The 19,449-nt window shown below is 66.0% G+C and carries 18 protein-coding genes and 2 pseudogenes; 4 read left to right on the top strand and 16 right to left on the bottom strand.

All coding sequences use genetic code 11. The features are described from left to right. The first annotated feature begins 39 nt into the window (after nucleotides 1–39). Both ASD15_RS18570 and ASD15_RS18565 read left to right on the top strand, forming a co-directional pair. Nucleotides 40–816, top strand: coding sequence for a sensor histidine kinase (locus ASD15_RS18570; protein ID WP_082551934.1), 777 nt, complete (start codon nucleotides 40–42; stop codon nucleotides 814–816). Nucleotides 817–887: 71 nt separating this feature from the next. Further along, a complete protein-coding gene (locus ASD15_RS18565) occupies nucleotides 888–1,874 on the top strand; it encodes a diguanylate cyclase (RefSeq protein WP_057156501.1) in 987 nt (328 codons plus the stop codon). On the opposite strand, the gene ASD15_RS18560 is transcribed toward ASD15_RS18565, so the two are convergent. Further along, nucleotides 1,871–3,583 (bottom strand): DUF4214 domain-containing protein, encoded by a 1,713-nt coding sequence (locus ASD15_RS18560; protein WP_057156500.1) that lies wholly within the window; start codon nucleotides 3,581–3,583, stop codon nucleotides 1,871–1,873. The genes ASD15_RS18565 and ASD15_RS18560 overlap by 4 nt on opposite strands. A 143-nt stretch (nucleotides 3,584–3,726) precedes the next feature. Here ASD15_RS18560 and ASD15_RS18555 point away from each other — a divergent pair, with 143 nt between their 5' ends. Further along, a complete protein-coding gene (locus ASD15_RS18555) occupies nucleotides 3,727–6,558 on the top strand; it encodes a pitrilysin family protein (RefSeq protein ID WP_057156499.1) in 2,832 nt (943 codons plus the stop codon). Here ASD15_RS18555 and ASD15_RS33255 read toward each other — a convergent pair whose 3' ends face one another. From ASD15_RS33255 to ASD15_RS18515, 9 genes and pseudogenes are all read right to left on the bottom strand, one after another. Further along, nucleotides 6,559–6,852 carry a GNAT family N-acetyltransferase gene (locus tag ASD15_RS33255; protein WP_267877833.1) on the bottom strand — a complete coding sequence of 98 codons (294 nt, stop codon included), beginning with the start codon at nucleotides 6,850–6,852 and terminating at the stop codon, nucleotides 6,559–6,561. 426 nt (nucleotides 6,853–7,278) lie between these two features. Continuing rightward, nucleotides 7,279–7,791: pseudogene (locus tag ASD15_RS33250) on the bottom strand (N-acetyltransferase family protein); the annotation flags it as partial. 1 nt (nucleotide 7,792) lies between these two features. Beyond that, complete coding sequence (locus ASD15_RS18545) at nucleotides 7,793–8,374, bottom strand: helix-turn-helix domain-containing protein (protein WP_057156498.1); 582 nt, start codon at nucleotides 8,372–8,374, stop codon at nucleotides 7,793–7,795. A gap of 78 nt (nucleotides 8,375–8,452) precedes the next feature. Next, nucleotides 8,453–9,193, bottom strand: a pseudogene (locus ASD15_RS18540) (YoaK family protein); the annotation flags it as partial. Nucleotides 9,194–9,243: 50 nt separating this feature from the next. Continuing rightward, complete coding sequence (locus ASD15_RS18535; RefSeq protein ID WP_057156496.1) at nucleotides 9,244–9,945, bottom strand: LysE family translocator; 702 nt, start codon at nucleotides 9,943–9,945, stop codon at nucleotides 9,244–9,246. Continuing rightward, nucleotides 9,942–10,412 carry an Lrp/AsnC family transcriptional regulator gene (locus ASD15_RS18530; RefSeq protein WP_057156495.1) on the bottom strand — a complete coding sequence of 157 codons (471 nt, stop codon included), beginning with the start codon at nucleotides 10,410–10,412 and terminating at the stop codon, nucleotides 9,942–9,944. The genes ASD15_RS18535 and ASD15_RS18530 overlap by 4 nt, the downstream gene beginning before the upstream one ends. Before the next feature lie 55 nt (nucleotides 10,413–10,467). Then, entirely contained in the window at nucleotides 10,468–10,719 is a 252-nt protein-coding gene (locus tag ASD15_RS18525) for a hypothetical protein (protein WP_057156494.1), read from the bottom strand. Between the two features lie 18 nt (nucleotides 10,720–10,737). Next, complete coding sequence (locus tag ASD15_RS18520) at nucleotides 10,738–11,499, bottom strand: DNA/RNA non-specific endonuclease (protein ID WP_057156493.1); 762 nt, start codon at nucleotides 11,497–11,499, stop codon at nucleotides 10,738–10,740. 155 nt (nucleotides 11,500–11,654) lie between these two features. Next, on the bottom strand, nucleotides 11,655–12,608 hold the full coding sequence (locus ASD15_RS18515; protein WP_057156492.1) for a YafY family protein: 954 nt from the start codon (nucleotides 12,606–12,608) through the stop codon (nucleotides 11,655–11,657). Between the two features lie 91 nt (nucleotides 12,609–12,699). Between ASD15_RS18515 and ASD15_RS18510 the strand changes: the two genes are divergently transcribed. Continuing rightward, a complete protein-coding gene (locus ASD15_RS18510; protein WP_057156491.1) occupies nucleotides 12,700–13,392 on the top strand; it encodes a LysE family translocator in 693 nt (230 codons plus the stop codon). A gap of 7 nt (nucleotides 13,393–13,399) precedes the next feature. Here the strand turns inward: ASD15_RS18510 and ASD15_RS18505 are convergent, their stop codons facing one another. The 6 genes from ASD15_RS18505 to ASD15_RS18480 all read right to left on the bottom strand — a co-directional run bounded on the left by ASD15_RS18505 (nucleotide 13,400) and on the right by ASD15_RS18480 (nucleotide 19,432). Then, on the bottom strand, nucleotides 13,400–13,747 hold the full coding sequence (locus tag ASD15_RS18505; RefSeq protein ID WP_057156490.1) for a GFA family protein: 348 nt from the start codon (nucleotides 13,745–13,747) through the stop codon (nucleotides 13,400–13,402). A gap of 38 nt (nucleotides 13,748–13,785) precedes the next feature. Beyond that, nucleotides 13,786–14,118, bottom strand: a complete 333-nt coding sequence (locus ASD15_RS18500) for a hypothetical protein (protein ID WP_057156489.1) — start codon at nucleotides 14,116–14,118, stop codon at nucleotides 13,786–13,788. 34 nt (nucleotides 14,119–14,152) lie between these two features. Continuing rightward, entirely contained in the window at nucleotides 14,153–15,541 is a 1,389-nt protein-coding gene (locus ASD15_RS18495) for a GAF domain-containing sensor histidine kinase (RefSeq protein WP_229418254.1), read from the bottom strand. Between the two features lie 82 nt (nucleotides 15,542–15,623). Next, entirely contained in the window at nucleotides 15,624–16,631 is a 1,008-nt protein-coding gene (locus ASD15_RS18490; protein ID WP_057156488.1) for a response regulator, read from the bottom strand. A 33-nt stretch (nucleotides 16,632–16,664) separates the two neighbouring features. Further along, nucleotides 16,665–18,011, bottom strand: a complete 1,347-nt coding sequence (locus tag ASD15_RS18485; RefSeq protein WP_057156487.1) for a sensor histidine kinase — start codon at nucleotides 18,009–18,011, stop codon at nucleotides 16,665–16,667. Then, nucleotides 18,008–19,432 carry a class I SAM-dependent methyltransferase gene (locus ASD15_RS18480; RefSeq protein ID WP_057156486.1) on the bottom strand — a complete coding sequence of 475 codons (1,425 nt, stop codon included), beginning with the start codon at nucleotides 19,430–19,432 and terminating at the stop codon, nucleotides 18,008–18,010. Before ASD15_RS18480 ends, ASD15_RS18485 begins: the two co-directional genes overlap by 4 nt. Nucleotides 19,433–19,449 lie beyond the last annotated feature (17 nt).

The following is a 19,449-nucleotide window of genomic DNA, read 5'->3' as shown; positions in this document are numbered from 1 at the left end:
GATATGTTCAGAGCTGTTCCGACAGCTGGAGGGCCTGCCATGACCGCATCCCATGTGGAGATTCTGAGTGCCTGCACAGTATTGCTGGCGTCCATTTCGCTGGCGCTGCTGTGGCGCTGCCAGCTGCTCGAACGCGCGCTGGAAGCGGCCCGGGCGGGCGGCGCCGTACTGCTGCACGAGGAGCGCATGCGCATCGCCGGCGACATCCACGACGACCTCGGGCAAAACCTGCTGACACTGAACATCGAACTGGCGGCGCTGCAGAACCACCCCGGCATGCCGCCATCCGCGCGCCCTCACCTGGCCACCTTGCTGGCGCATACCGACGCCGCCGTGCGTTCGCTGCGCGGCGTCATCAACGGCTTGCGGCCGGTAGGGCTGGAACAGGGGCTGCGGCGCGCCGTGGAGCGCCAACTGACGGAATTCTCGCGCATCAACGGCATACACTATCAGCTGGAGTCGGCCCAGTACGGCAGCGACGCCGCCTGCCCGGCCGACGCCACCGTGTTCCGCGTGCTGCAGGAGTCGCTGTCCAACATCGCGCGCCACGCCGGCGCCACCGAAGTGCGCATCGCGCTGTGCCGCAACGACCACGAGCTGAGCATGACGGTGCGCGACAACGGCGTCGGCATGCGCGAAGGGCCGCCGCGCCGGGGCTGCGGCCTGCTCGGCATCGAACACCGCGTGGCCGCCGCCGGCGGCTGCTTCGTGCTGGCCAGCACGCCCGGACAGGGCACCGCGCTGACCATCTCCATCCCCACGGCCGCCAAGGCGGCCAATCAGCCATCTTTTGTTCCGCATCAAGCCAGGCGGTGACTTGCCGCAGCACAATAAACAGCACCGCAATCAACCACAAGCACGTAAAAACAGGTCAAAAAAGGAATCGTATGCCACAGGTTTTGCATCTGTTCGACCCGGCCCTGGCCGGCCCGCAGCACGGCCTGGCGCTCAGGCTGATGGAGCTGCTGGTGGTCCCCACCTTCGTACTGGACGGGCACGGGCGGGTGCTGATCTGGAACCGCGCCTGCGAGCGGCTTACCGGGGTCAAGGCCGGCGAGGTGCTGGGCAGCTGCGAGCACTGGCGCTGCTTTTACCACCAGCAGCGCCCCACCCTGGCCGACCTGGTGGTGCAGGGCCGCAGCGGCGAGGCCGGCCACCTGTACGACCTGCACGTGCGCCGCGCCGAGGACGAAGCAAGCCTGACCGCCGAAAACTGGTGCGACATGCCGCGCCTTGGCCGCAGCCGCTACCTGGCGGTGGACGCCAGCCCGATCCGCGACGGCGACGGCGCCATCGTGGCGGTGGTGGAAACCTTGCGCGACCTGACGGACGAAAAGAAGGCCCAGATCGCGCTCGAGCAGCTGGCCACGCGCGACGGCCTGACCGGGCTGGCCAACCGCCGCTGCTTCGACAGCACCTTGCACGCCGAGTGGCAGCGCGCCTTGCGCCAGCAGCAGCCGCTGTCGCTGCTGATGGTCGATGTCGACAACTTCAAGCAATACAACGACGCCTACGGCCACCTGGGCGGGGACGAATGCCTGCAGCGCATCGCCACGGCGGTGGCCAGCGAGATGCGCGCCAACGACCTGGTGGCCCGCTACGGCGGCGAGGAATTCGCGGTGATCCTGCCCAACCAGTCGCTGAAAGGCGCGGCCATCGTGGCCGAGCGCATACGCTGCCGCGTGGAGCGGCTGCAGCTGCCCAACCTGGGCGCGGAGAAGCAGTTCGTCACGGTCAGCATCGGTGCCGCCACCGCGCTGCCGGCGCCGGAGGCCGATCCGCCCCAGTTGGTGGCGACCGCCGACGCGGCGCTGTACCGGGCCAAGCACATGGGCCGCAACCGCATCAGCCTGACGCAGGAAGCCGAGTCCTAGCCGAACGGCGTGTAGACCAGGCCATTGCCGATCAGGCCGGCCACCGCCGCCTGGCACTCAGGCGAGTCGGCAAAGTTGAGCAGCATGGTGGCGCGCGACATGCCGCCGTCAAGGATGGCCACATTCCAGTTCAAGCCGGCCTCGTCGGGTGCGCGGTGCAGCGCGTTCAAGTACAGCTGCGTGAGGAACTGCCGGTTGTCATAGCCGCCGTAGCGTGCGTTGAACTCGGCGCTGTCCAGGAAGCTTTGCGCCAGCGCGCCGAGGCCAGTGCCGTGGTCCAGGGCGGACATCCAGAAACCCAGCCCGCCGCTGGCCGGCGCCCGGTCCAGCGCCGCCCGGAACAGGCGGAACACTTCGCCGGCCGCCCCGTCCACGCCCACGTCCAGCGCCAGCGCGCTGTCGCTGAACGCAAGCCGCTCGACGCTGCTCAGCACATCGATGCTGCCGCCGCCGTCGGTGACGGTGTAGCCCTTGCCGGACGCGCGCACCGAGTAGGAGCCGCGCGCAGCGCCGTAGACCAGCGTATCGAGACCCGCGCCGCCGTCGATGAATTCATTGCCCGGCGCCGCCTGCAGCATATCGTTGCCGCCGGTGCCGCCGGCCGGCCCGCGCAAGGCAAGGTCCGCCACGTTCACGCGCATGTCGGCGAACTGCAGCAGCTCCACGCCAGTCAGCACATCCAGCCCCTGCCCTCCTATGCGCACTTCGTCCGCCGTGCGGATGATGGAATAGCTGGCAAACAGGCCGCTGAACACCACCGCGTCCTCACCGTCGCCGGTGTTGATGATGTCGTCGCCCGCGCCGACCTTTACCACGTCGGCGCCGCTGCCGCCTTTCATTACATTGCCCGCGTCGTTGAGCGTGACGCTGGAACCGCCGGCGCCGGTCAGCACGTTCCGTATCGATACGTTGTAGGCGATCGACACATTGGCCAGGCCGCTGGCCGTGCCGCTGAAGGCGCCCGCGCGCAGGTCGATCTGCGTGGCGCCGGTACAGGCCGAAAAGTCGAAGGTATTGTTGCCGCCCGCGTCCCACACGCACACTGGCGCCTGCCCGCTGCCGAAAGCGTACACGTCGTCCCCGGTGCGGTAGCCCGTGTTGGCGCCGTACAGGTACTGGATGGCCTGGATGTCGTACAGCATGGGCGAGACGTCGTAGCGCCCGTTGAAAGCGGACGACTGGTGATAGGACATCACCGTGTAATCGGTATTGTCGGTGGCCGATGGCAGGAAGGGCCCATCCACGCTGCCGCCGGCCGAATCATAGTCGCCTGGGTGCTTCAGCCCCAGGGTGTGGCCGATCTCGTGCAGCAGCACGGCCGGACCGAAGCTGCCGGGCGTGAAAACGCTGTTGTAGTAGCCGCGGTTGTTCAGGTACAGCGCCACCCACGCAACGCCCGGTTCAGGCAGGTACGCATAGGCGCTGCTGTTGTCCCCGCTCTGGTCGTTGGTGCCGAAGCGCAGCTGTCCGCCGCCGGCGGTTTCGACGAAAGTCACGTTGGCCACGGCAGCCCAGGCGTCCAGCGCGGCGCGGGTGGCCTGCTGCTGCGCAAACGTCATCGCCTGGAAACCCTTGGCATCGTCGGCCGTGGCGTCGCCCGGCACGCTGGTCAGGAAGCGGTAGGTCAGCGTTGCCGCCGTGCCGGGCACCGTAGTCCAGCTGCTGTAGGCCAGTGCATCGATGCTGTTGATACCGGTGGTTGCGCTCATATTGTTACTTGCTCTGAATGGGCCGTTTTACTTTCATGTTAGCACGCCGAAATGCCTATGCATCCGGGCCTGAATATTTTATTCTTCCACGTTGCCACTCCCCACAAGGTTGCGTGGTTTTTTAAAACAACAAGGAGAAATAAGTGTCCAAGCTGATACCAGTCCTTACCCTGGCACTGGCCGCGCCCGCGATGGCGGCGCCTTCGGTCAGCCCGGCCAAGGCCGATCTGCTGCCCTTCAAAGCCACCGAGAAGACCCTCGCCAACGGCCTGAAAGTGATCGTCGTGCCGACCGGCTTCCCCAACATCGTCTCGCTGCAGATCCCGGTGCAGACCGGTTCGCGCAATGAGGTGGAGCCCGGCAAGTCCGGTTTCGCCCACTTCTTCGAGCATATGATGTTCCGGGGCACCAAGAACTACCCGCCCGAGAAATACCAGGACATCATCACCAAGGCCGGCGCGCGCCAGAACGCCTACACCAGCGACGACCTGACCAACTACTACACCACCTTCGCCAAGGAAGACCTGGACACCGTGCTGAAGGTGGAAGCGGACCGCTTCCAGAACCTGGAGTACAGCGAAGACGTGTTCAAGACCGAATCGCGCGCCGTGCTGGGCGAATACAACAAGAACAGCGCCAATCCGTTCTCCAAGCTGTTCGAAGTGATGCGCGACGCCGCCTTTGAAAAGCACACCTACAAGCACACCACGATGGGCTTCATCAAGGACATCGAGGACATGCCGAACCAGTATGCCTATTCCAAGGTGTTTTTCGACCGCTGGTACCGCCCTGAGCGCACCACCATCATCGTCGCCGGCGACGTGGAGCCGGACAAGGCTATCGCCATGGTGGAAAAATACTGGAGCAAATGGCAGCGCGGCAGCTACAAGGCCGACGTGCCGGTGGAACCGGCTCCGGCAGGCGCCATCTACAAGCACGTTCCTTGGGCCACGCCCACCCTGCCGCTGGTCACCGTCGCCTTCCGCGCGCCGGCCTTCTCCGAACAAGCCAAGGAGCAGGCCGCGCTGTCGATGCTGCTGTCGCTGTCCTTCGGCCGTACCTCGCCGCTATTCAAGCGCCTGGTACAGGACGAGCAGAAAGTGGACCAGCTGTTCGACAGCACGCCCAACCGCGTCGATCCGACGCTGGCCCTGATCGCCGCCCGCGTGAAGAAAGGCGATGACGCCATCTACGTGCGCGACGCCATCCTGCAAACCGTCGCCAAGGCGCGCACCGAAGCGGTCAGCGACAAGACGCTGGCCGAAGCCAAGTCCGCGCTGAAGTACGGCGTAATCCGCTCGCTGGACAATACCGAACAGATCGCCGGCACGCTGGCCTCCTTCGTGCATTTCAACCGCTCCTACGGCACCATCAACAACTACTACCGCGTGCTGGACTCGCTGACCCCGGCCGACCTGCTGGCCGCCGGCCGCAAGTTCCTCACCGACGACGGCATGGTGGTGACCACACTGTCGCACTCCACGCTGCCGGCGCAGATCGGCACGCTGCCGAAACTGGCCAGCTTCGAGCCGAAGGCGGGCAAGGCCAACCTCGACGTGCTGGTGCAAAAGTCCGCCCTGCCGCAGATCCGTTACAAGCTGCTGTTCTCGGCCGGTTCCGCCCACGACCCGGCCGGCAAGGAAGGCCTGGCGGCGCTGACCGCCGCCATGGTGGCCTCGGCCGGCTCCACCGACCGCAAGATCGACGAGATCGCCAAGGCGTTCTTCCCCATGGCAGGCAGCTTCAGCGAGCAGACCGACAAGGAGATGACCACCTTCACCGGCTCCATCCACAAGGACAACTGGGCCGCCTTCAACGAGATCGCGCTGCCGATGCTGCTGTCGCCGGGCTTCCGCCAGGAAGACTTCCGCCGCCTGAAGGATGCGCAGAAAAACGCGCTGCAAGTTGACCTGAAGGACAACAACGAGGAAGAACTGGGCAAGGAGCGCCTGCAGGCGAATGTGTTCGCGGGCAGCGGCTATGGCCACGCCGTGCTGGGCACCGCCAAGGGCCTGGACAGCATCACGCTGGACGATGTGAAGAACTTCTGGAAAACCGCCTACACCCAGGGCGCCGTGCGCGTCGGCATTTCCGGCGACGTGAGCGAGGCCATGACCGCCACGCTGAAGCAGGCGCTGGCCAAGCTTCCCGATGGCGCCGGCCTGCCGGCAAGCAAGCCGCCGGTGGGCAAGACGCCGGCCGGACTGGAAATCGAGATCATCGAGAAGAACACTCGCGCCACCGCCATTTCCTTCGGCCTGCCGCTCACGGTAACCCGTTCCCACACCGACTTCCCCGCCTTGTGGATGGTGAAGACCTGGCTGGGCGAGCACCGTTCGTCGAGCGCCCTGCTGTACCAGCGCATCCGCCAACTGCGCGGCATGAACTATGGCGATTACGCGTACACCGAAGCCTTCCCGCGCGGAATGTTCCAGTTCTTCCCCAACCCTAACCTGGGACGCAAGGCACAGCTGTTCGAGGTGTGGATCCGCCCTGTGGCGCCTGAAAACGGCCACTTCGCGCTGCGCATCGCGCTGTCGGAACTGGATAAGGCGCTCAGCAACGGCATGAGCAAGGAGCAGTTCGAAACCACGCGCGGCTACCTGATGAAGAACGTGTTCGTCATGACCTCGACGCAGGACCAGCAACTGGGCTATGCGCTCGATTCGCAGTGGTACGACACGCCCGAATTCACAAAGCTGATGCGGGACGGCCTGTCGAAGCTGACCGTCGACGACGTCAACGCGGCCATGAAGAAACACCTGTCGGCCAGAAACCTGTCGGTGGTCATGATCACCAAGGATGCCGCCGGCCTGAAGGAAAAACTGCTCAGCGACGCGCCCTCACCCATCAAGTACGACGGCAACAAGCCGAAGGAAGTGCTGGACGAAGACCAGGTGATCGGCAACCTGAAGCTGAACATCAAGCCGGAGGCGGTGAAGATCACGCCGTCGGCCCAGGTGTTCGCGGAATGATCAGGCTACGCGCCTGATTACGCTGAAGCAGATCTCGCGGCGCACGGCAAAGCCTAATTTTTCATAGACTTGCTTGGCGCCGTTTTCCGTTTTCACGTGCAGGAACGGCGTCTTGCCGGACGCCTGGATCTGCGCCATCAGCGACTGCATCAGGGCCCGCGCGTGGCCTGCGCCGCGCGCTTCAGGGCTGGTGCAGACCGCGCTGATTTCCGTGTACCCGTCCAGCGCCATGCGCGTGCCGGACATCGCCGCCAGGCTGCCGCCGGCCGCGCGTACACCAAGATAGCGGCCCATGGTGATGGTCTTCCGCACGAACGGCCCCGGCCTGGTTTCCGCCGCCAGCGCTATCATTTCCGGCACATCGTCGGCGCCCAGCGCCAGCAGCGGCCAGGCGTGCGGGCCGGCCTGCACGGGATGCGGGCCCGTGTAGACCATCTGGTCGATATAGCGCGCCCGCACCACTTCCCATTCCGGCGGCAGCGCCAGCGGGCTGGGCGTCAGCAGCCACACTTCCTCATCGGTTTCGACCATCGCGCGCAAGTCTTCGAACGCTTGTGCCGACGGCTCGCGCAGCCCCGCCAGCGGCGACACGTCGCGCGGATAGCGCGCGGCCAGGCCATTGCGCAGTGCCATCGCGGCGTGTGTTCCACTGCCGCTGCCACCGTCAAGGCCGTTGCCGCCAAGCGCGTTCCAGACCGGATTGTCCAGCGCCAGCGGCTCCAGTTTGCGGTAATAGAAAGTGGTGTCGCACAGCGCGCCGTCGGGCATCAGCGCAAAGTCGGGCACCACGCCGACGCGCTGCCAGCCCTGCCGCTGGTACAGCCGCTCCGCGTCGGGGCTGGCGGTGTCCAGCACCAGCAGCCATTTGCCGCAGTCGCGCGCCACCTGCTCGGCGTGCCGCATCAGCGCCTCGCCCAGGCCGCGCCGGCGCGCACGGCGCCGCACCAGCATCTTGGAGACGTCCGCCCGGTGCGGCTGGTTATCCGGCTGCGCCAGCACCAGCTGCACCGTGCCGAGGATGCCGGTGTCGTCCTCGGCCACCATCAATGCGCGCTCGCCGCACGCCACCCCGTCCGCGACGCCGCGCCAGAAGGCCAGCGCCTTGTCCATCCCCAAGGGCTGCATGAAACTCACCGATGCGCCGCCCTCCACGCAATCGGTCAACAGGTCCGCCAGTTCCTGGATGTGGGCCTCGCTGACGGAAGCCAGGCGGTGTACGCGATAGTCCTGCATGTCAGCTCCTGAAGTTGCCTGTGGTGGTAATGACGACCGCGTAGCGCGTGGTCTCGCCGGTAGGATTGTGGAACGCCATGGGCCGGTCCAGCACCATCGCGTAGCAGTCCCCCGCGCCCAGCCGGAACAGTTCCTCGCCATAGGTAATCTCGATCACGCCTTCCAGTATCCACACCTGCTGGTGCACCTGCGGCTCGCGCGCGGCGGTTTCATAGGCCACGCGGGCCAGAGGCGGGAACTCGACTTCCACCAGCTGGATCGGCGAGGCCACGCCTGCCGGCGACACGTTGCGCCGCACGTAGCCGGAATGCGGGTCGCGCCAGGACTGCTGCTGGGCACGGCGAGAAACTGGATCGCCCGCCGCCGCCGGCGCCTCGAACAGCGAGGCCAGTGTCACGCCAAGGCCGGTGGCCAGCTTCTCCAGCACCACGGCGGTGGGACTGCTTTCGCCGCGTTCGATCAACGACAGCATGGAACGGCTGACACCGCAGTGGCTGGCCAGCGCGTCCAGTGACTGGCCGCGCGCGGCGCGCAGTTCGCGCACGCGCTGGGCAATTAACAAATGGAGAGAAGATTCCGTCATAGTGGATTAAGTATCCAGCATATTGGATAACGGTGCAAGCGGAATTTGACGCCATGCAGCCATCGTTACTTAGCCCTGGCGGGCCACCAAATCGTCCAGCGCAGGGACGATCGCCATTGCCACCAGTAGCAGCGCCAATGGAACGGTTGCCGTGTAGCCCATGGTCTGGAAGCCCAGCGCGCCGGACACGCCGCCGGCAAAGAACGCGGATACCAGCGTCACCAGCAGCCACAGGCGCTCGCCGTTGGCTTGCACGCGGTGCTGGCCCGGCTGCAGTTCGCGCCCGTTCCAGTACGCCAGCTTGCCCAACTCAATGCCGATGTCGGTCACGATACCGGTGATGTGGGTGGTACGGATCTCGGCCTTCGAGATCTTGGTGATCAGCGCGTTCTGCAGGCCCATGATGAAGCACAGCGTCATCACGGTGAGCGGAACAAACAGGCCGGCAATGTCCGCCAGTTGCGCGCCCAAAACGCCGAAGCCCAGCAGCAGCAAGGCTTCCAGCAGCAAGGGCAGTGCATACTCGCCGTGCATCCGGCGCCGGCGCGCGTAATTGACCATGATGGCCGAACAAGCCGCGCCGGCGAGGAAGGACAGCAGAGCGCCCAGGCCCGGCAGCACCAGGCGGTAAGCGCCCAGCGCCAGGTTGTCGGCCATGTCGGACACGATGCCGGTCATGTGGGAAGTGTATTGGCGCACGGCCAGGAAGCCGCCCGCGTTGATCGCGCCGGCGACAAAGCACAACAGCACGCCAAGGTGGCGGTTGCCGTCGGGGCTGCGTTTGCTGCCGGTGAGTTTTCGGGCGTAATGAATAGGCATGGGCTGCCTGCTACTTTAGCACCGTTTTCAGGATCCGATCAGGCCATTGATCAGGCCATTGTCATCCCGGTGATCAGCGACCAGGCAGCGAAGGCCAGCAAGGCGCATCCCGATACCGCTTCGATGATGCGCAGGATTCCAGGCGAAACCGCCTTGCGGCTGGCGGCCACGCCGCCCACCAGCAGCGCCCACCATGCGATGGAACCGGCGAACACGCCGGCCACCAGCAGCAGGCCGCCGGCCATGCTGCCATCGGGGGGCGCCAGGGCCGCCAGCAGGCCGGCGAAGGAGAGGATGGTCATCGGGCTGGAGGCAGTCAGCGCGAAGGTGCTGCCGAAAGCGCCGAACAGGCCGCGCGCTGTCGCCGCGAGGGGCGCGGCGGCTGCGTCCGCCGACGGCGGCTGGGCGGCCGCAGCCTGGCCCTGCTGGCCGTGCGCGACGGGCGCCGGCGCCTGCATCGCGCGGGCGCGGCGCAGCGCGGCAATTCCTAGTCCGGCCATCAGCAAGCCGCCGACCATGCGCAGCAGCGCCGCATGTTCCAGCAGCAGCGCTGCAACGGCGCTGATGCCCAGGGCCGCGATCAATCCGTACATGGCGTCCGCCGTGGCCGCGCCCAAGCCGGACGCCAGCCCGGTGCGGGCGCCGTGGGCGAAGGTGCGGCGGATGCACAGCAGGCCCACCGGGCCCACCGGCGCCGCGATGGCGAAGCCGATCACCGCACCCCGCATCAGGGTCGAACCCATCTCGATCATGGCGCAGCCCCCTGTCCCGGGCTGAAGCACAGTTCGGAGGTTTCCTTGGCCGTATCCAGCGCGATGATGGTCTCGGTGCGCAGCACGCCCTGCACCGGCTTGAGCTGCGTGGTGAGGAAGCGCTGCAGAGCGGCGGTGTCGCACACGCGCACTTTCACCAGCCATGAATGCGGGCCGGTGATGTGGTGCGCTTCCTGCACCTCGGCGAAGGAACGCAAGGCAGCCGCGAACAGGGCCTCGTCGGCGCGCGGCTCCAGGTCCACGAAGACGAAAGCACACACGGTGATGCCGACGCGTGCCGGGTCGATCACCGCGCGGTTGCCGGCCACCGCGCCGGACGCGTTCAGGCGCCGCAGCCTGTCACTGACGGCGGAAACGGACAAGCCGATTTCCTGCCCGATCTCGGCAGCGGAGCGCCGGTTATCGGACTGGATCAGCTGTAGAATTTGCAGGTCGTGGGTATCCATGCGGCGATTTTGCCTGCATTATCATGATGAAGCAAGCAAAATCGCTGAACTTGACTTATTCGAACGGATTCTTAACGGTCTTCACGTCGGCTGCCGGCAGATTTGCCGGCAGGGATTGCGCCTCCATCTGCGCCAGCACGTCGCCCAGCAAGGCGTGCAGCGCGCGCGCGTCGGCCAGTCCGGCCTGGTCCAGGCTCAGGTCGATATCGCCGCTGATGGTAATGCGGTCCAGGCGGTTCTCTATCATCAGGCCACCGATGTGCAGCACGTCGGCCTCGTTCGCGTACGGGATGAATTTGTTTGCCATGTTCATTCTTCACTCTGGTTAACGTTTACGGATCTTCGGGCTCGGCAGGCGCAGCATGGTTTCCTTCTGGCGCGCCGACAGCGAAGGCAGCAGGTCGATGCCGATCTTGGCTTCCAGCTGCGCCACACTCATGGTGACATAATTGACGTCCGCCTTGTTCTCGACAAAGTAGGCTGCGCCGGCGCGCTGGCGCGGGCTGTACACCACCTTATACAGATGGCTGGGCGCCAGCACGTTGCCCACCTTGCGCAGCTCGCTGCCCAGGAAGGCCGGGCCGGTGATCACGTACAGGTCGCCCTCCTTCTTGGCCAGCTTGCGCACCGCCTGCTCGATGGCGGCCCAGACCTGGCGGTTATTGTCGGCATCCTGGGGGACCATATTGGCCAGCGTGAAGCTGTCGCGCTGCGTGGCGCGGTCAGGCATGTCGCCGTTGGGCGCCATGTGGCCGCGGTCGAACCCGCTGCGCGCGTAATCGGACAGCTCGGCCCGCTCGCTGCGCGGCAAGCGCGGCTCGGGATGGAAAGAGTTCTCCCGGTCCAGCTCGCGCGCCTGCTCGACGTTGCCGGAGGTCAGATGCTCGGCCGACCACAGCGGCGTGCGCGTGATCCCCGAATGCATGACACCGAACACCCCGTAGCACAATTCCCTGGTCGCCGAAGCCAGCTTACCGTTGCGTATCTCCGGCGTACGCCCATCGACATAATGAGAAGGGCAAGCGCCGGCGACCGCCCATCCCGTTGCCAGCGCCAAAACGCCGGCTATTACCAATTTCCGAATCATAAATCCCTAAATAAACAAACAGTTGCGAAAGCGAGCTGTGCCGCATTCCACCCACCACCGGGGTCTGACCCCGGTTTGGGTGGAATGCGGCACAGCTCGCTTGGGTGTCTCAAGGGCCATGGCGGGCCGCAGGGGCGCGCCGGGGCGGGCGCATTTTAGCGGACGCGGGCGATTTGCGACAGGCGCTGCGCTATCGTGTCGAGCTCGCCTCGCAGGGCGTCGGGGGTGAGGATGTGGAAGCCGAACGGCAAGCCGGCCAGCTGGCGCGCCAGCCACGACAGGTCGTCGGCCTGGTTGTGCAGCAGTACGCCGTCGGCGGTTTGCTCGAACAGGCCGATCGCGTCCTTCAGGAAGCGCTGCGCCGTGCGCAGGTCGGTGTTCAGCAACACCTTCGTGGCGTGCGTGCGCGGGATGGAGGCGAGCGACGTGCGCAGGTGGGCCAGCGCATCGAAACTGTCCGGGCGCTTGAAGCGCTGCGGCAGCGCCGACGCCGTGACAATCCGGTCCAGGCGGAAGGTGCGCATGTCCTGCCGCAGATGACAGTAGCCGACCGCGTACCAGCAGCCGTCGTAGAACGCCAGACCGTAGGGGTCGAAGCCGCGCTCGCTCTCGGCCGCGCCGGGCGGCTGGTAGCGCAGCTGGACGCGGCGGCGCGCCTGCGCCGCTGAGCTGAGCGTCACCAGCGCGGCATTGTCCTCCGGCGCGGTGGCGCGCGCCAGGTCGAGCCGCACCGTTTCGTCGATGGCGCCCACCCGCTGCTTCAGCCCGGCCGGCATGATGCGCTCCAGCTTGGCCTGCGCGCTGGCCACCGCCGGCGCCGCTTCGGCCAGCCCCAGACTGCGCGCGGCCAGCAAGCCAAGCGCCAGCGCCAGCGCCTCGTCGTCCGTAAACATCATCGGCGGCAGCTTGAAGCCGGGCATCAGCGCGTAGCCGCCGTGGCGCCCGCGCTCGCTCAGGATGGGGATGCCGATCTGCTCGAGCATGACAATATAGCGCCGCAAGGTGCGGCCGTCGACTTCGAGCCGGCGCGACATCTCGGCGCCGCTCAGGCGGCCATGCGTCTGCAGCAGCTCCAGCACGGCCAGGACTCGGGTGGTTGGATGGTACATGCCGCCAAAGATAGCAGAAAATCAGGGCGGAATCTGTCCTATTTGAACTTTATGCTCCTTCTTCGCACAAGAAATCAAGAAGGAGATTCAAATGGAACAAAGCACCAACCTGTGGCTGTACTTCGTGGTGGTATTCGGCATCATCGCCCTGCCGGGGCTGGACATGGCTTACGTCATGGCCAGCTCCATCCTCGGCGGGCGCCGCGCGGGACTGGCGGCGGTGGGCGGCATTGTGGCGGGCGGGCTCTGCCACCTGCTGATGGCCACGGCCGGCATCGCCGTCGTGCTGCAGCTGTGGCCCTCGCTGTTCAACGTGATCTTGCTGGCGGGCGCCGCCTATATCGCGTGGATGGGTATGACTTTCCTGCGCAGCGACAGCGTGTTCCGGCCCGCCACCGGCCGCGAAGTGCTGGCGCCGCCCGTCATCTTCCGCCGCGCGATGATGACCAGCCTGCTCAATCCCAAGTCGTACATCTTCATGCTGGCGATTTTCCCGCAATTCCTGAAGACCGACCAGGGCCCGCTCTGGCTGCAGTCCGGCGTGCTGGGCGCGATCACGGCGGTGACGCAGGTGGCCGTCTATGGCGCCCTGGCGTTTGCGTCCAGCCAGGCCAGCGGCTGGTTCAGCACGCATCCGCGCGCCGCCGTCGTGACCGCGCGCGCCATGGGCGTGCTGCTGATTTTCACCGCGCTGCTAAGCGCCAGCCAGGCCTTGCGCGAACTGGCGCCGCGCTGGCAGCCGCACGACGTGACCCTGGTGGTGGGCGGGCGGTCGCTGCGCTGAGGGCGGCTTACAGCGCGCGGCCGTCGTACTGCTGCACCGGCAGTGCGTAGATGTCGATGTCTTCCAGGCAGTTGATGTTGACGGCAGCCATGGCGTTGCCCTGCGGGTCTACGCCTTCGCCGTAGGTGTGGATGCCGCACGCGGGGCAGAAACGGTGGTGGATGACGTGCTTGTTGAAAGTGTAGCTGGCCAGCTTGTCTTCCGGCGTCAGCAGCGTCAGGGCGCTGCGCGGGAAGAAGGCCATGCGGGCGCCCTTGCGCTGGCAAATGGAGCAGTTGCACGTCATCGCTCCAGTGATCTCTCCTTCGACTTCGAACTTCACGTTGCCGCAGTGGCAGCTTCCGGTATAGCGCATTGCCGTCTCCATCAGATTGTTATGGAGGCAGTGTAGCGTTATTTGCTGCGCCGTTCCAGCGCTTGCAGCACGCCTTTGCGGTTCTTGTGCGCCGCTTCAAAGCTGCGGATCTTGCGCACCTGGGCGGCGGTCAGCTCATCGAGCCGGCTGCGGATCTCGGTCACGGTGAGCTGCTGGTAGTTCTTGATGGGCAGCGCGGCGTCGCCCTGCTTGCCCTTCTGTTCCTTGGTCTCGCCGCTTTCCTTGCGCTGCTTGTTGACGATGCGCGCCGCCACTTCTTCCTCGCGTCCTTTGTAGCGGCCTTCCTTTTCGAACTTTTCTTCAAGCTCGTTGTACTCGCGTTCCCGTTTCGGGCTGGCTCCTCGTGGCATGGCGCTTCTCCTGGCAGTGAAGATACCGCCGATACTACAAAATCGGCCCTGCCGGCGGCGCACGATCGGGCTTGCGCATCGGCGCCGGCGCCAGCAACGGCAGCGTCACCGTGAAGCACGCGCCCGCGCCGTCGCTGCTGCTGGCTTCCACGCTGCCGTGCAGGGTCGTGGTCACCAGCTTGTAGACGATGTGCAGCCCGAGTCCGCTGCCGCCCTTGCCCATGCGGGTGGTGAAAAAGGGATCGAACACGCGCCCCAGGTTGTCCTGCGGAATGCCGAGGCCGTCGTCGGTCACGGTGATGGCCACCTGGCCTGCGCCGTCCGGCTCGGCGGCAATGGTGACCGTGCCGGCCAGCCCGGGCAAAAAGGCGTGTTGCACCGCGTTGGCGATCAGTTGCGCCACCACCTGGCCCAGCTGGTCGGGGTAGCTGTCCATTTCTATGCCGGGGCCTATGCTGCACAGCACGCGGTGGCCGCTGTCGGTGATCGCCTGGTCCAGGCCTTGCAGCGCGCTGCGCACCGCGTCGCCCAGGTCGAAGCGCCGCCGGCCGTCGGCCGCCTGCTCGTCCGCCACCTGTTTAAAACTGGCCACCAGCTTGGCCGCCTGGTCCAGGCTGCGCATCAGGATGGCCGCGCCCTGCTCCACCGTGCCGACGAATTCCTGCATGCGGCTGCGCGTCAGGCCGCGCCCCATCTCCTGCGCGAACTCGGCGGTGCGCGACTGCAGCGTGCTGGCCGCCAGCAGGCTGTTGCCGATCGGTGTGTTCAGCTCGTGGGAGATGCCGGCCACCACCGCGCCCAGCGCCGCCATTTTCTCGGAGCGCAACAGTTCGTCCTGCAGCGAGGTCAGCCGCATGAGCGCGGCGTGCAGGTCCTGGTTGGACTGCGCCAGCTTGAGCGAGAACGCTTCCTGCTGGCGCATGGCCAGGCGCAGTTCGGCATTGCTGGCTTCCAGCTGTTCCTGTTGCTCGATTACCACGAAGTCGCGCTCGATGCTCTTCTTGATCTCCCACAGCAGTTCAACGTATTTCTGCTGGTAGTTGCGCTTCTTGCTGTCGAGTACGCAGATGGTGCCGAACACCTGCTGATCGGGCCACAGCAGCGGTACGCCGAGATAGGAAATCATGTTCAGCGCCACGTCCGGATTGCAGCGCCAGTCCTCGTCTTCCAGCGCATCCGGCACATGCAGCAGCCCGCGCGTGGCCATCACCGTCTCGCAGTACAAGCCGGTGTTCAGCTTGGCCTTTTCGTCGGCTTCGTAGGGATTGCCTTCGCTATGGCTGGAGACCAGCACTTCGATCTGCTCCGGCAGCACGCGCATGATCAAGCCGGCCGGCACGTCGAAGATGCCGGCCATGACGTCGGTGGTGGTTTGCCACTTGGCGAGGAATGTTTCGGGGATTGCGCTAGCGTGCAGGGTCACAGACCGCTCCTTCAACAGTGAATGTTGTCAAATCAATATACTCTGGCCCCAGTCCGCTAGCAAGCTCCGTCGTCGCCCCGCGCTAGAACTGTTCCACCCAAGCCGCAAGCTGCGCCGGCGTCAGCATGCTGTCGGCTTGCGCCAGCTTGCCTTGCACCGTGCCCCCTTCGCCATGGCAGACCTGCAGCGACCAGCCGTGCCTGCCGAGCCACAGCAGCGCCGCCAGCCAGAACGCGTGCTGCGCCGACAGTGCATCGCCGGTCGCCGTCTCAAGAAATTCGGCCAGGCCGGCGCCGCGCTGGAACTGCACGCCGGTGCCGCCCAGCGCGGCGCAGCTGTCGCCGAATACTTCTGCCAGCATTTCCAGCGCCCGCGCCGGTTCGGCCTGCGGATAGCGCTGCTCGATGCCTGCCAGCTGCTCCCGCACGGCCAGGCCGAAGGCGGCGCTGCGGAAGGCTTCGGACGCGGTCAGGTCGGCGTAGTCCATCAGCAGCCAGTCCGGCTCCGGCGGCGTCATGCCGGCCAGCAGCGCGGCCGACAGATAGGCATCCACCGGCAGGTAGGACACCTGGCCGGCGATGCTGGCGCTGAGCGTGTAGATGGTGCCGATGCGGGCGGCCACTGTCTGCTGCTGGCGCACCAGCAGCTTTTCCCGCAGCAGCTGGGCGTGTTCCTTGCGCAGCCGGGCCAGGTCCAGCGCCTGTTTCATCTCCATGCGCAGCGCGGCGATGTCCCACGGCTTTTGCATGTAGCGGTGGATCTGCCCCTGGTTCACCGCTTCCACCGTGTGCTCCAGTTCCGCGTAGGCGGTCGTCAGGATGCGGATGATGTGCGGGTATTTGTCCCAGGCGTAGACCAGCAGCTCGTTGCCATAGGCCCCGGGCATGCGCTGGTCGGACACCAGCACGGCGATGCTGTCGGCGTGCTGGTCCAGCAGCCGCTTGCCCTCCTCCACCGAGGCGGCGGTGAGGATGGGGGCCAGCGTGCCGAGCGCGCGCTGGAAGTATTTGAGGGCGGTGACCTCGTCGTCCACGTAAAGTATGGCCGGCGGCGGTGTGCCTGGCTTGCTGTGATTGCTGGTGTCGCTCATGCTTTTTCCTTCTCTGAACGCGGGAATTTCATGTCACGATGGATGGGCTGCACATGGCAGGTCGAATGTAAACTGGGTCCAGAACCCGACGGCGCTGTCTGCCACCAGCGTGCCGCCATGGCGCTGCACCACGCTGTAGCTGATGCTCAGGCCCAGGCCGAGGCCCTGGCCCACTTCGCGCGTGGTGAAAAAAGGTTCGAAGACGCGGCCGAGGTGCTCGGGCAGGATGCCGGGGCCGTTGTCGCGCACGCTGACCCGCAGGCGCTCGGCGGCCGCGCCGCTGCCCGCTTCGGCCACGATGTCGATGGCCGGATCGGCGGTGCCGTGCTTGCGCATGGCCAGCGCGGCGTTGCTGATGAGGTTGATCAGCACGCCGATGATGGCCGCTTCGTCGCCGCGCACCATGGTGTCGCCGCGCAGCTCGCGGCGGATGCGCACGCCCTTGGTTTCGTGGCTCACCAGCCGCACCGCCGAATCGAGCGCGCGCTCGAACATGAAGCGCGCACTGTAGTGGTCGGCGTCCTGCTTGCGGTAGGCGAAGGTCTTCAGGTCGGACACGATGTGCTGCACGCGCTGCATGCCCTGCTTGGCGTCGGCCAGGCATTCGCTCACCAGCTCACTGGCCCGCGCGGCCGGGTCTTCGATGGCCACGTCGATTGCCATCATGCAGTAGTTGACCGGGTTGTTTACTTCGTGCAGCAGGCCTGCCGCCAGCGTGCCGAGGGCCGCCATCTTCTCCTGCTGCAGCATCTGGCCCTTGATCTCGGCCAGGTCGCGGTTGGTGGCTTCAAGCTGGGCGTTGTTGTCCGCCAGTTCGGCTTTCAGGCGGTAGAGCATGAAGCGCGCCTGCTCGTTGTAGAAAGTGCACACCGCGCTGGCAATCGCGGTGAATACCAGGAACATGGAGTTGACGGCGAAGGCGCCAGCCCACTGCACCCCGGCCGGATGCAGATAGCACGCGACGAAGTAGCTCAAATAGGTCAGGCCGCCCAGCGACAGGTTTTGCCACAGGCTGAACGGCAGCGCGATGCCGGACGCGAACACGGCCAGGTTCAGGCCCGCGTAATAGATGGAATTGGCGCCCTCGGTCTGCTGGATCATCCACGCTATCATCAACTGCGGCGCCAGCAGCCAGCAAAACGTGAGGGACTGCACATTGCGCTCGCCCCACGGGTTGCGCATGGCCAGCACCACGCCAAACAGCACCGCCGCGGTGGCCACGCGCGCCAGCGCGAATTCCAGCTGATGGGCGGGGTAGAGGCTGTAGTCGAGGCCTGTACCCAGCAGGATGAGCGCAATCGCGGTGAAGGCGCCGCCCCGGCTGAAGCGCAGCCGGTAGGCGCGCAGCACGGAGGCGTAGCTGCCGCCCCGCCCGGTCATGGAATGCCGGCTTCCGCGAACACGTTGACGCCGGTCGCGTCCAGGTACACCTTGCGGTGCAGCGCCTCGAACGGCAGCAGCTGCTGCATCTTCAGTTCGTCGCGGTGGATCAGATACCATTCCAGCAGGTGCTCCATGCCGGGGCGCTCCGGATTGCTGGCGTGGACATTGGTCAGCAGCAGGTGGCCGCCGGAGCGCATGCGCGCCGTGAAGTGGGCTACCATGCGGGCGCACACCTTGTCGGACAGGTAGTCGAACAGGCCGGCGCAGTAGACCACGTCGAATTCCCCTGCCGGTTCGGCCTCCACGCGCCGCTTGAGCAACTGCTGCACCGAGTCCTGCATGAAGCGCAGCGTCACCTGGCGCCGCAGGCTGTTGTTGATGGCCCCCAGGCGCTGGCTGGTCCATTCCAGCGTTTCGCCGTTGAAATCCACCAGTTCGAATGACAGCCAGTGCGGTTCGTCGTACTCCGCCATGAAGCGCTGCAGTTCCGCCGCCGGGCCGCAGCCGACGTTCAGCACCCGGAACGGCCGCCCCAAGGCGCGCGCCGCGTCGGCCATCCGCTTCAGGAAGGCGGTGAGGATGTCGATGCGGTTGCGGTGCGCCAGCGCAACCGCCGTTTGCAGGAAGGCCGCGTTCACGATCTGGAAATAGGTGCTGGGCCCCTGGCGCGGATCGTCCAGGATCTGGTTGACCATATGGTAGTCGCCCGCGTAGCCCAGCGGCTTGGTGTAGGTGCGGAACACGAAAGGCGCGCGCAGTATCAATGGATGCAGCGCGGCCTGGGCGAACGCGCGGTGCGAAGCGGCGCATTCGTCCTCCACCAGCGCCGCCTCGGCGTTGATGTCGCCGAAATAGCGTTTGGTGCGCAGCACCAGCGGCTCGGCCAGTTCGGCGAACACGTCGGCACGCAGCTTGCCGTGCTCCCTGGGCAGCGCACCGGACAGATCCACCTGTTCCACCCAGCGCGCCACTTCGGACAGGTAGGCGCGCGTTTCGTTGATGGCGATCTGGTAATCGCGCCGGATGCGGAAGCGTTCGTCCCAGTCCGCAACGAACTGGCTGGCCTCGCGGCGCACGGCGCCGGGCGACAACGCCAGCCCGCCGCCGTGCATATCGCCCATCCCGGCCATGCCTTCCATGCCCAGCTCGCGCCATTCGTCGATCAGCGTCACCGACACCACGGCCGTCAGTCCGGTGTTGACGATGCTCACCACCACCGCCTTGCCCGAATAGCCGCAGCGGGTGCCGATGCGCACCGTCAGTTCGCTCAGCACTTCGCTGGCCTGCACGATGGAATACGGGTTGTACACCTCCATCACCAGCGCGCGCCGCTGCAGGTTGACGATGGTGGCGCGCACCGTCTCGCCCTGCGCATTCTGGAAACTCACGACCGGATCGATTTGCGTTTGTGAATACACGTTGGAACAGACTCCAC

It is taken from the genome of Massilia sp. Root351, from assembly GCF_001425045.1.
GTDB lineage: Bacteria > Pseudomonadota > Gammaproteobacteria > Burkholderiales > Burkholderiaceae_D > Rugamonas.
The sequence above is the reverse complement of the archived record's forward strand: the minus strand, read 5'-3'. Positions and strand labels throughout refer to the sequence as shown.

Coding starts and splice junctions, on each gene's coding strand:
- ASD15_RS18570 (WP_082551934.1), top strand. CDS start 40: ATGACCGCATCCCATGTGGAGATTCTGAGTGCCTGCACAGTATTGCTG.
- ASD15_RS18565 (WP_057156501.1), top strand. CDS start 888: ATGCCACAGGTTTTGCATCTGTTCGACCCGGCCCTGGCCGGCCCGCAG.
- ASD15_RS18560 (WP_057156500.1), bottom strand. CDS start 3,583: ATGAGCGCAACCACCGGTATCAACAGCATCGATGCACTGGCCTACAGC.
- ASD15_RS33255 (WP_267877833.1), bottom strand. CDS start 6,852: ATGGGCCGCTATCTTGGTGTACGCGCGGCCGGCGGCAGCCTGGCGGCG.
- ASD15_RS18545 (WP_057156498.1), bottom strand. CDS start 8,374: ATGACGGAATCTTCTCTCCATTTGTTAATTGCCCAGCGCGTGCGCGAA.
- ASD15_RS18535 (WP_057156496.1), bottom strand. CDS start 9,945: ATGATCGAGATGGGTTCGACCCTGATGCGGGGTGCGGTGATCGGCTTC.
- ASD15_RS18530 (WP_057156495.1), bottom strand. CDS start 10,412: ATGGATACCCACGACCTGCAAATTCTACAGCTGATCCAGTCCGATAAC.
- ASD15_RS18525 (WP_057156494.1), bottom strand. CDS start 10,719: ATGGCAAACAAATTCATCCCGTACGCGAACGAGGCCGACGTGCTGCAC.
- ASD15_RS18520 (WP_057156493.1), bottom strand. CDS start 11,499: ATGATTCGGAAATTGGTAATAGCCGGCGTTTTGGCGCTGGCAACGGGA.
- ASD15_RS18515 (WP_057156492.1), bottom strand. CDS start 12,608: ATGTACCATCCAACCACCCGAGTCCTGGCCGTGCTGGAGCTGCTGCAG.
- ASD15_RS18510 (WP_057156491.1), top strand. CDS start 12,700: ATGGAACAAAGCACCAACCTGTGGCTGTACTTCGTGGTGGTATTCGGC.
- ASD15_RS18505 (WP_057156490.1), bottom strand. CDS start 13,747: ATGCGCTATACCGGAAGCTGCCACTGCGGCAACGTGAAGTTCGAAGTC.
- ASD15_RS18500 (WP_057156489.1), bottom strand. CDS start 14,118: ATGCCACGAGGAGCCAGCCCGAAACGGGAACGCGAGTACAACGAGCTT.
- ASD15_RS18490 (WP_057156488.1), bottom strand. CDS start 16,631: ATGAGCGACACCAGCAATCACAGCAAGCCAGGCACACCGCCGCCGGCC.
- ASD15_RS18485 (WP_057156487.1), bottom strand. CDS start 18,011: ATGACCGGGCGGGGCGGCAGCTACGCCTCCGTGCTGCGCGCCTACCGG.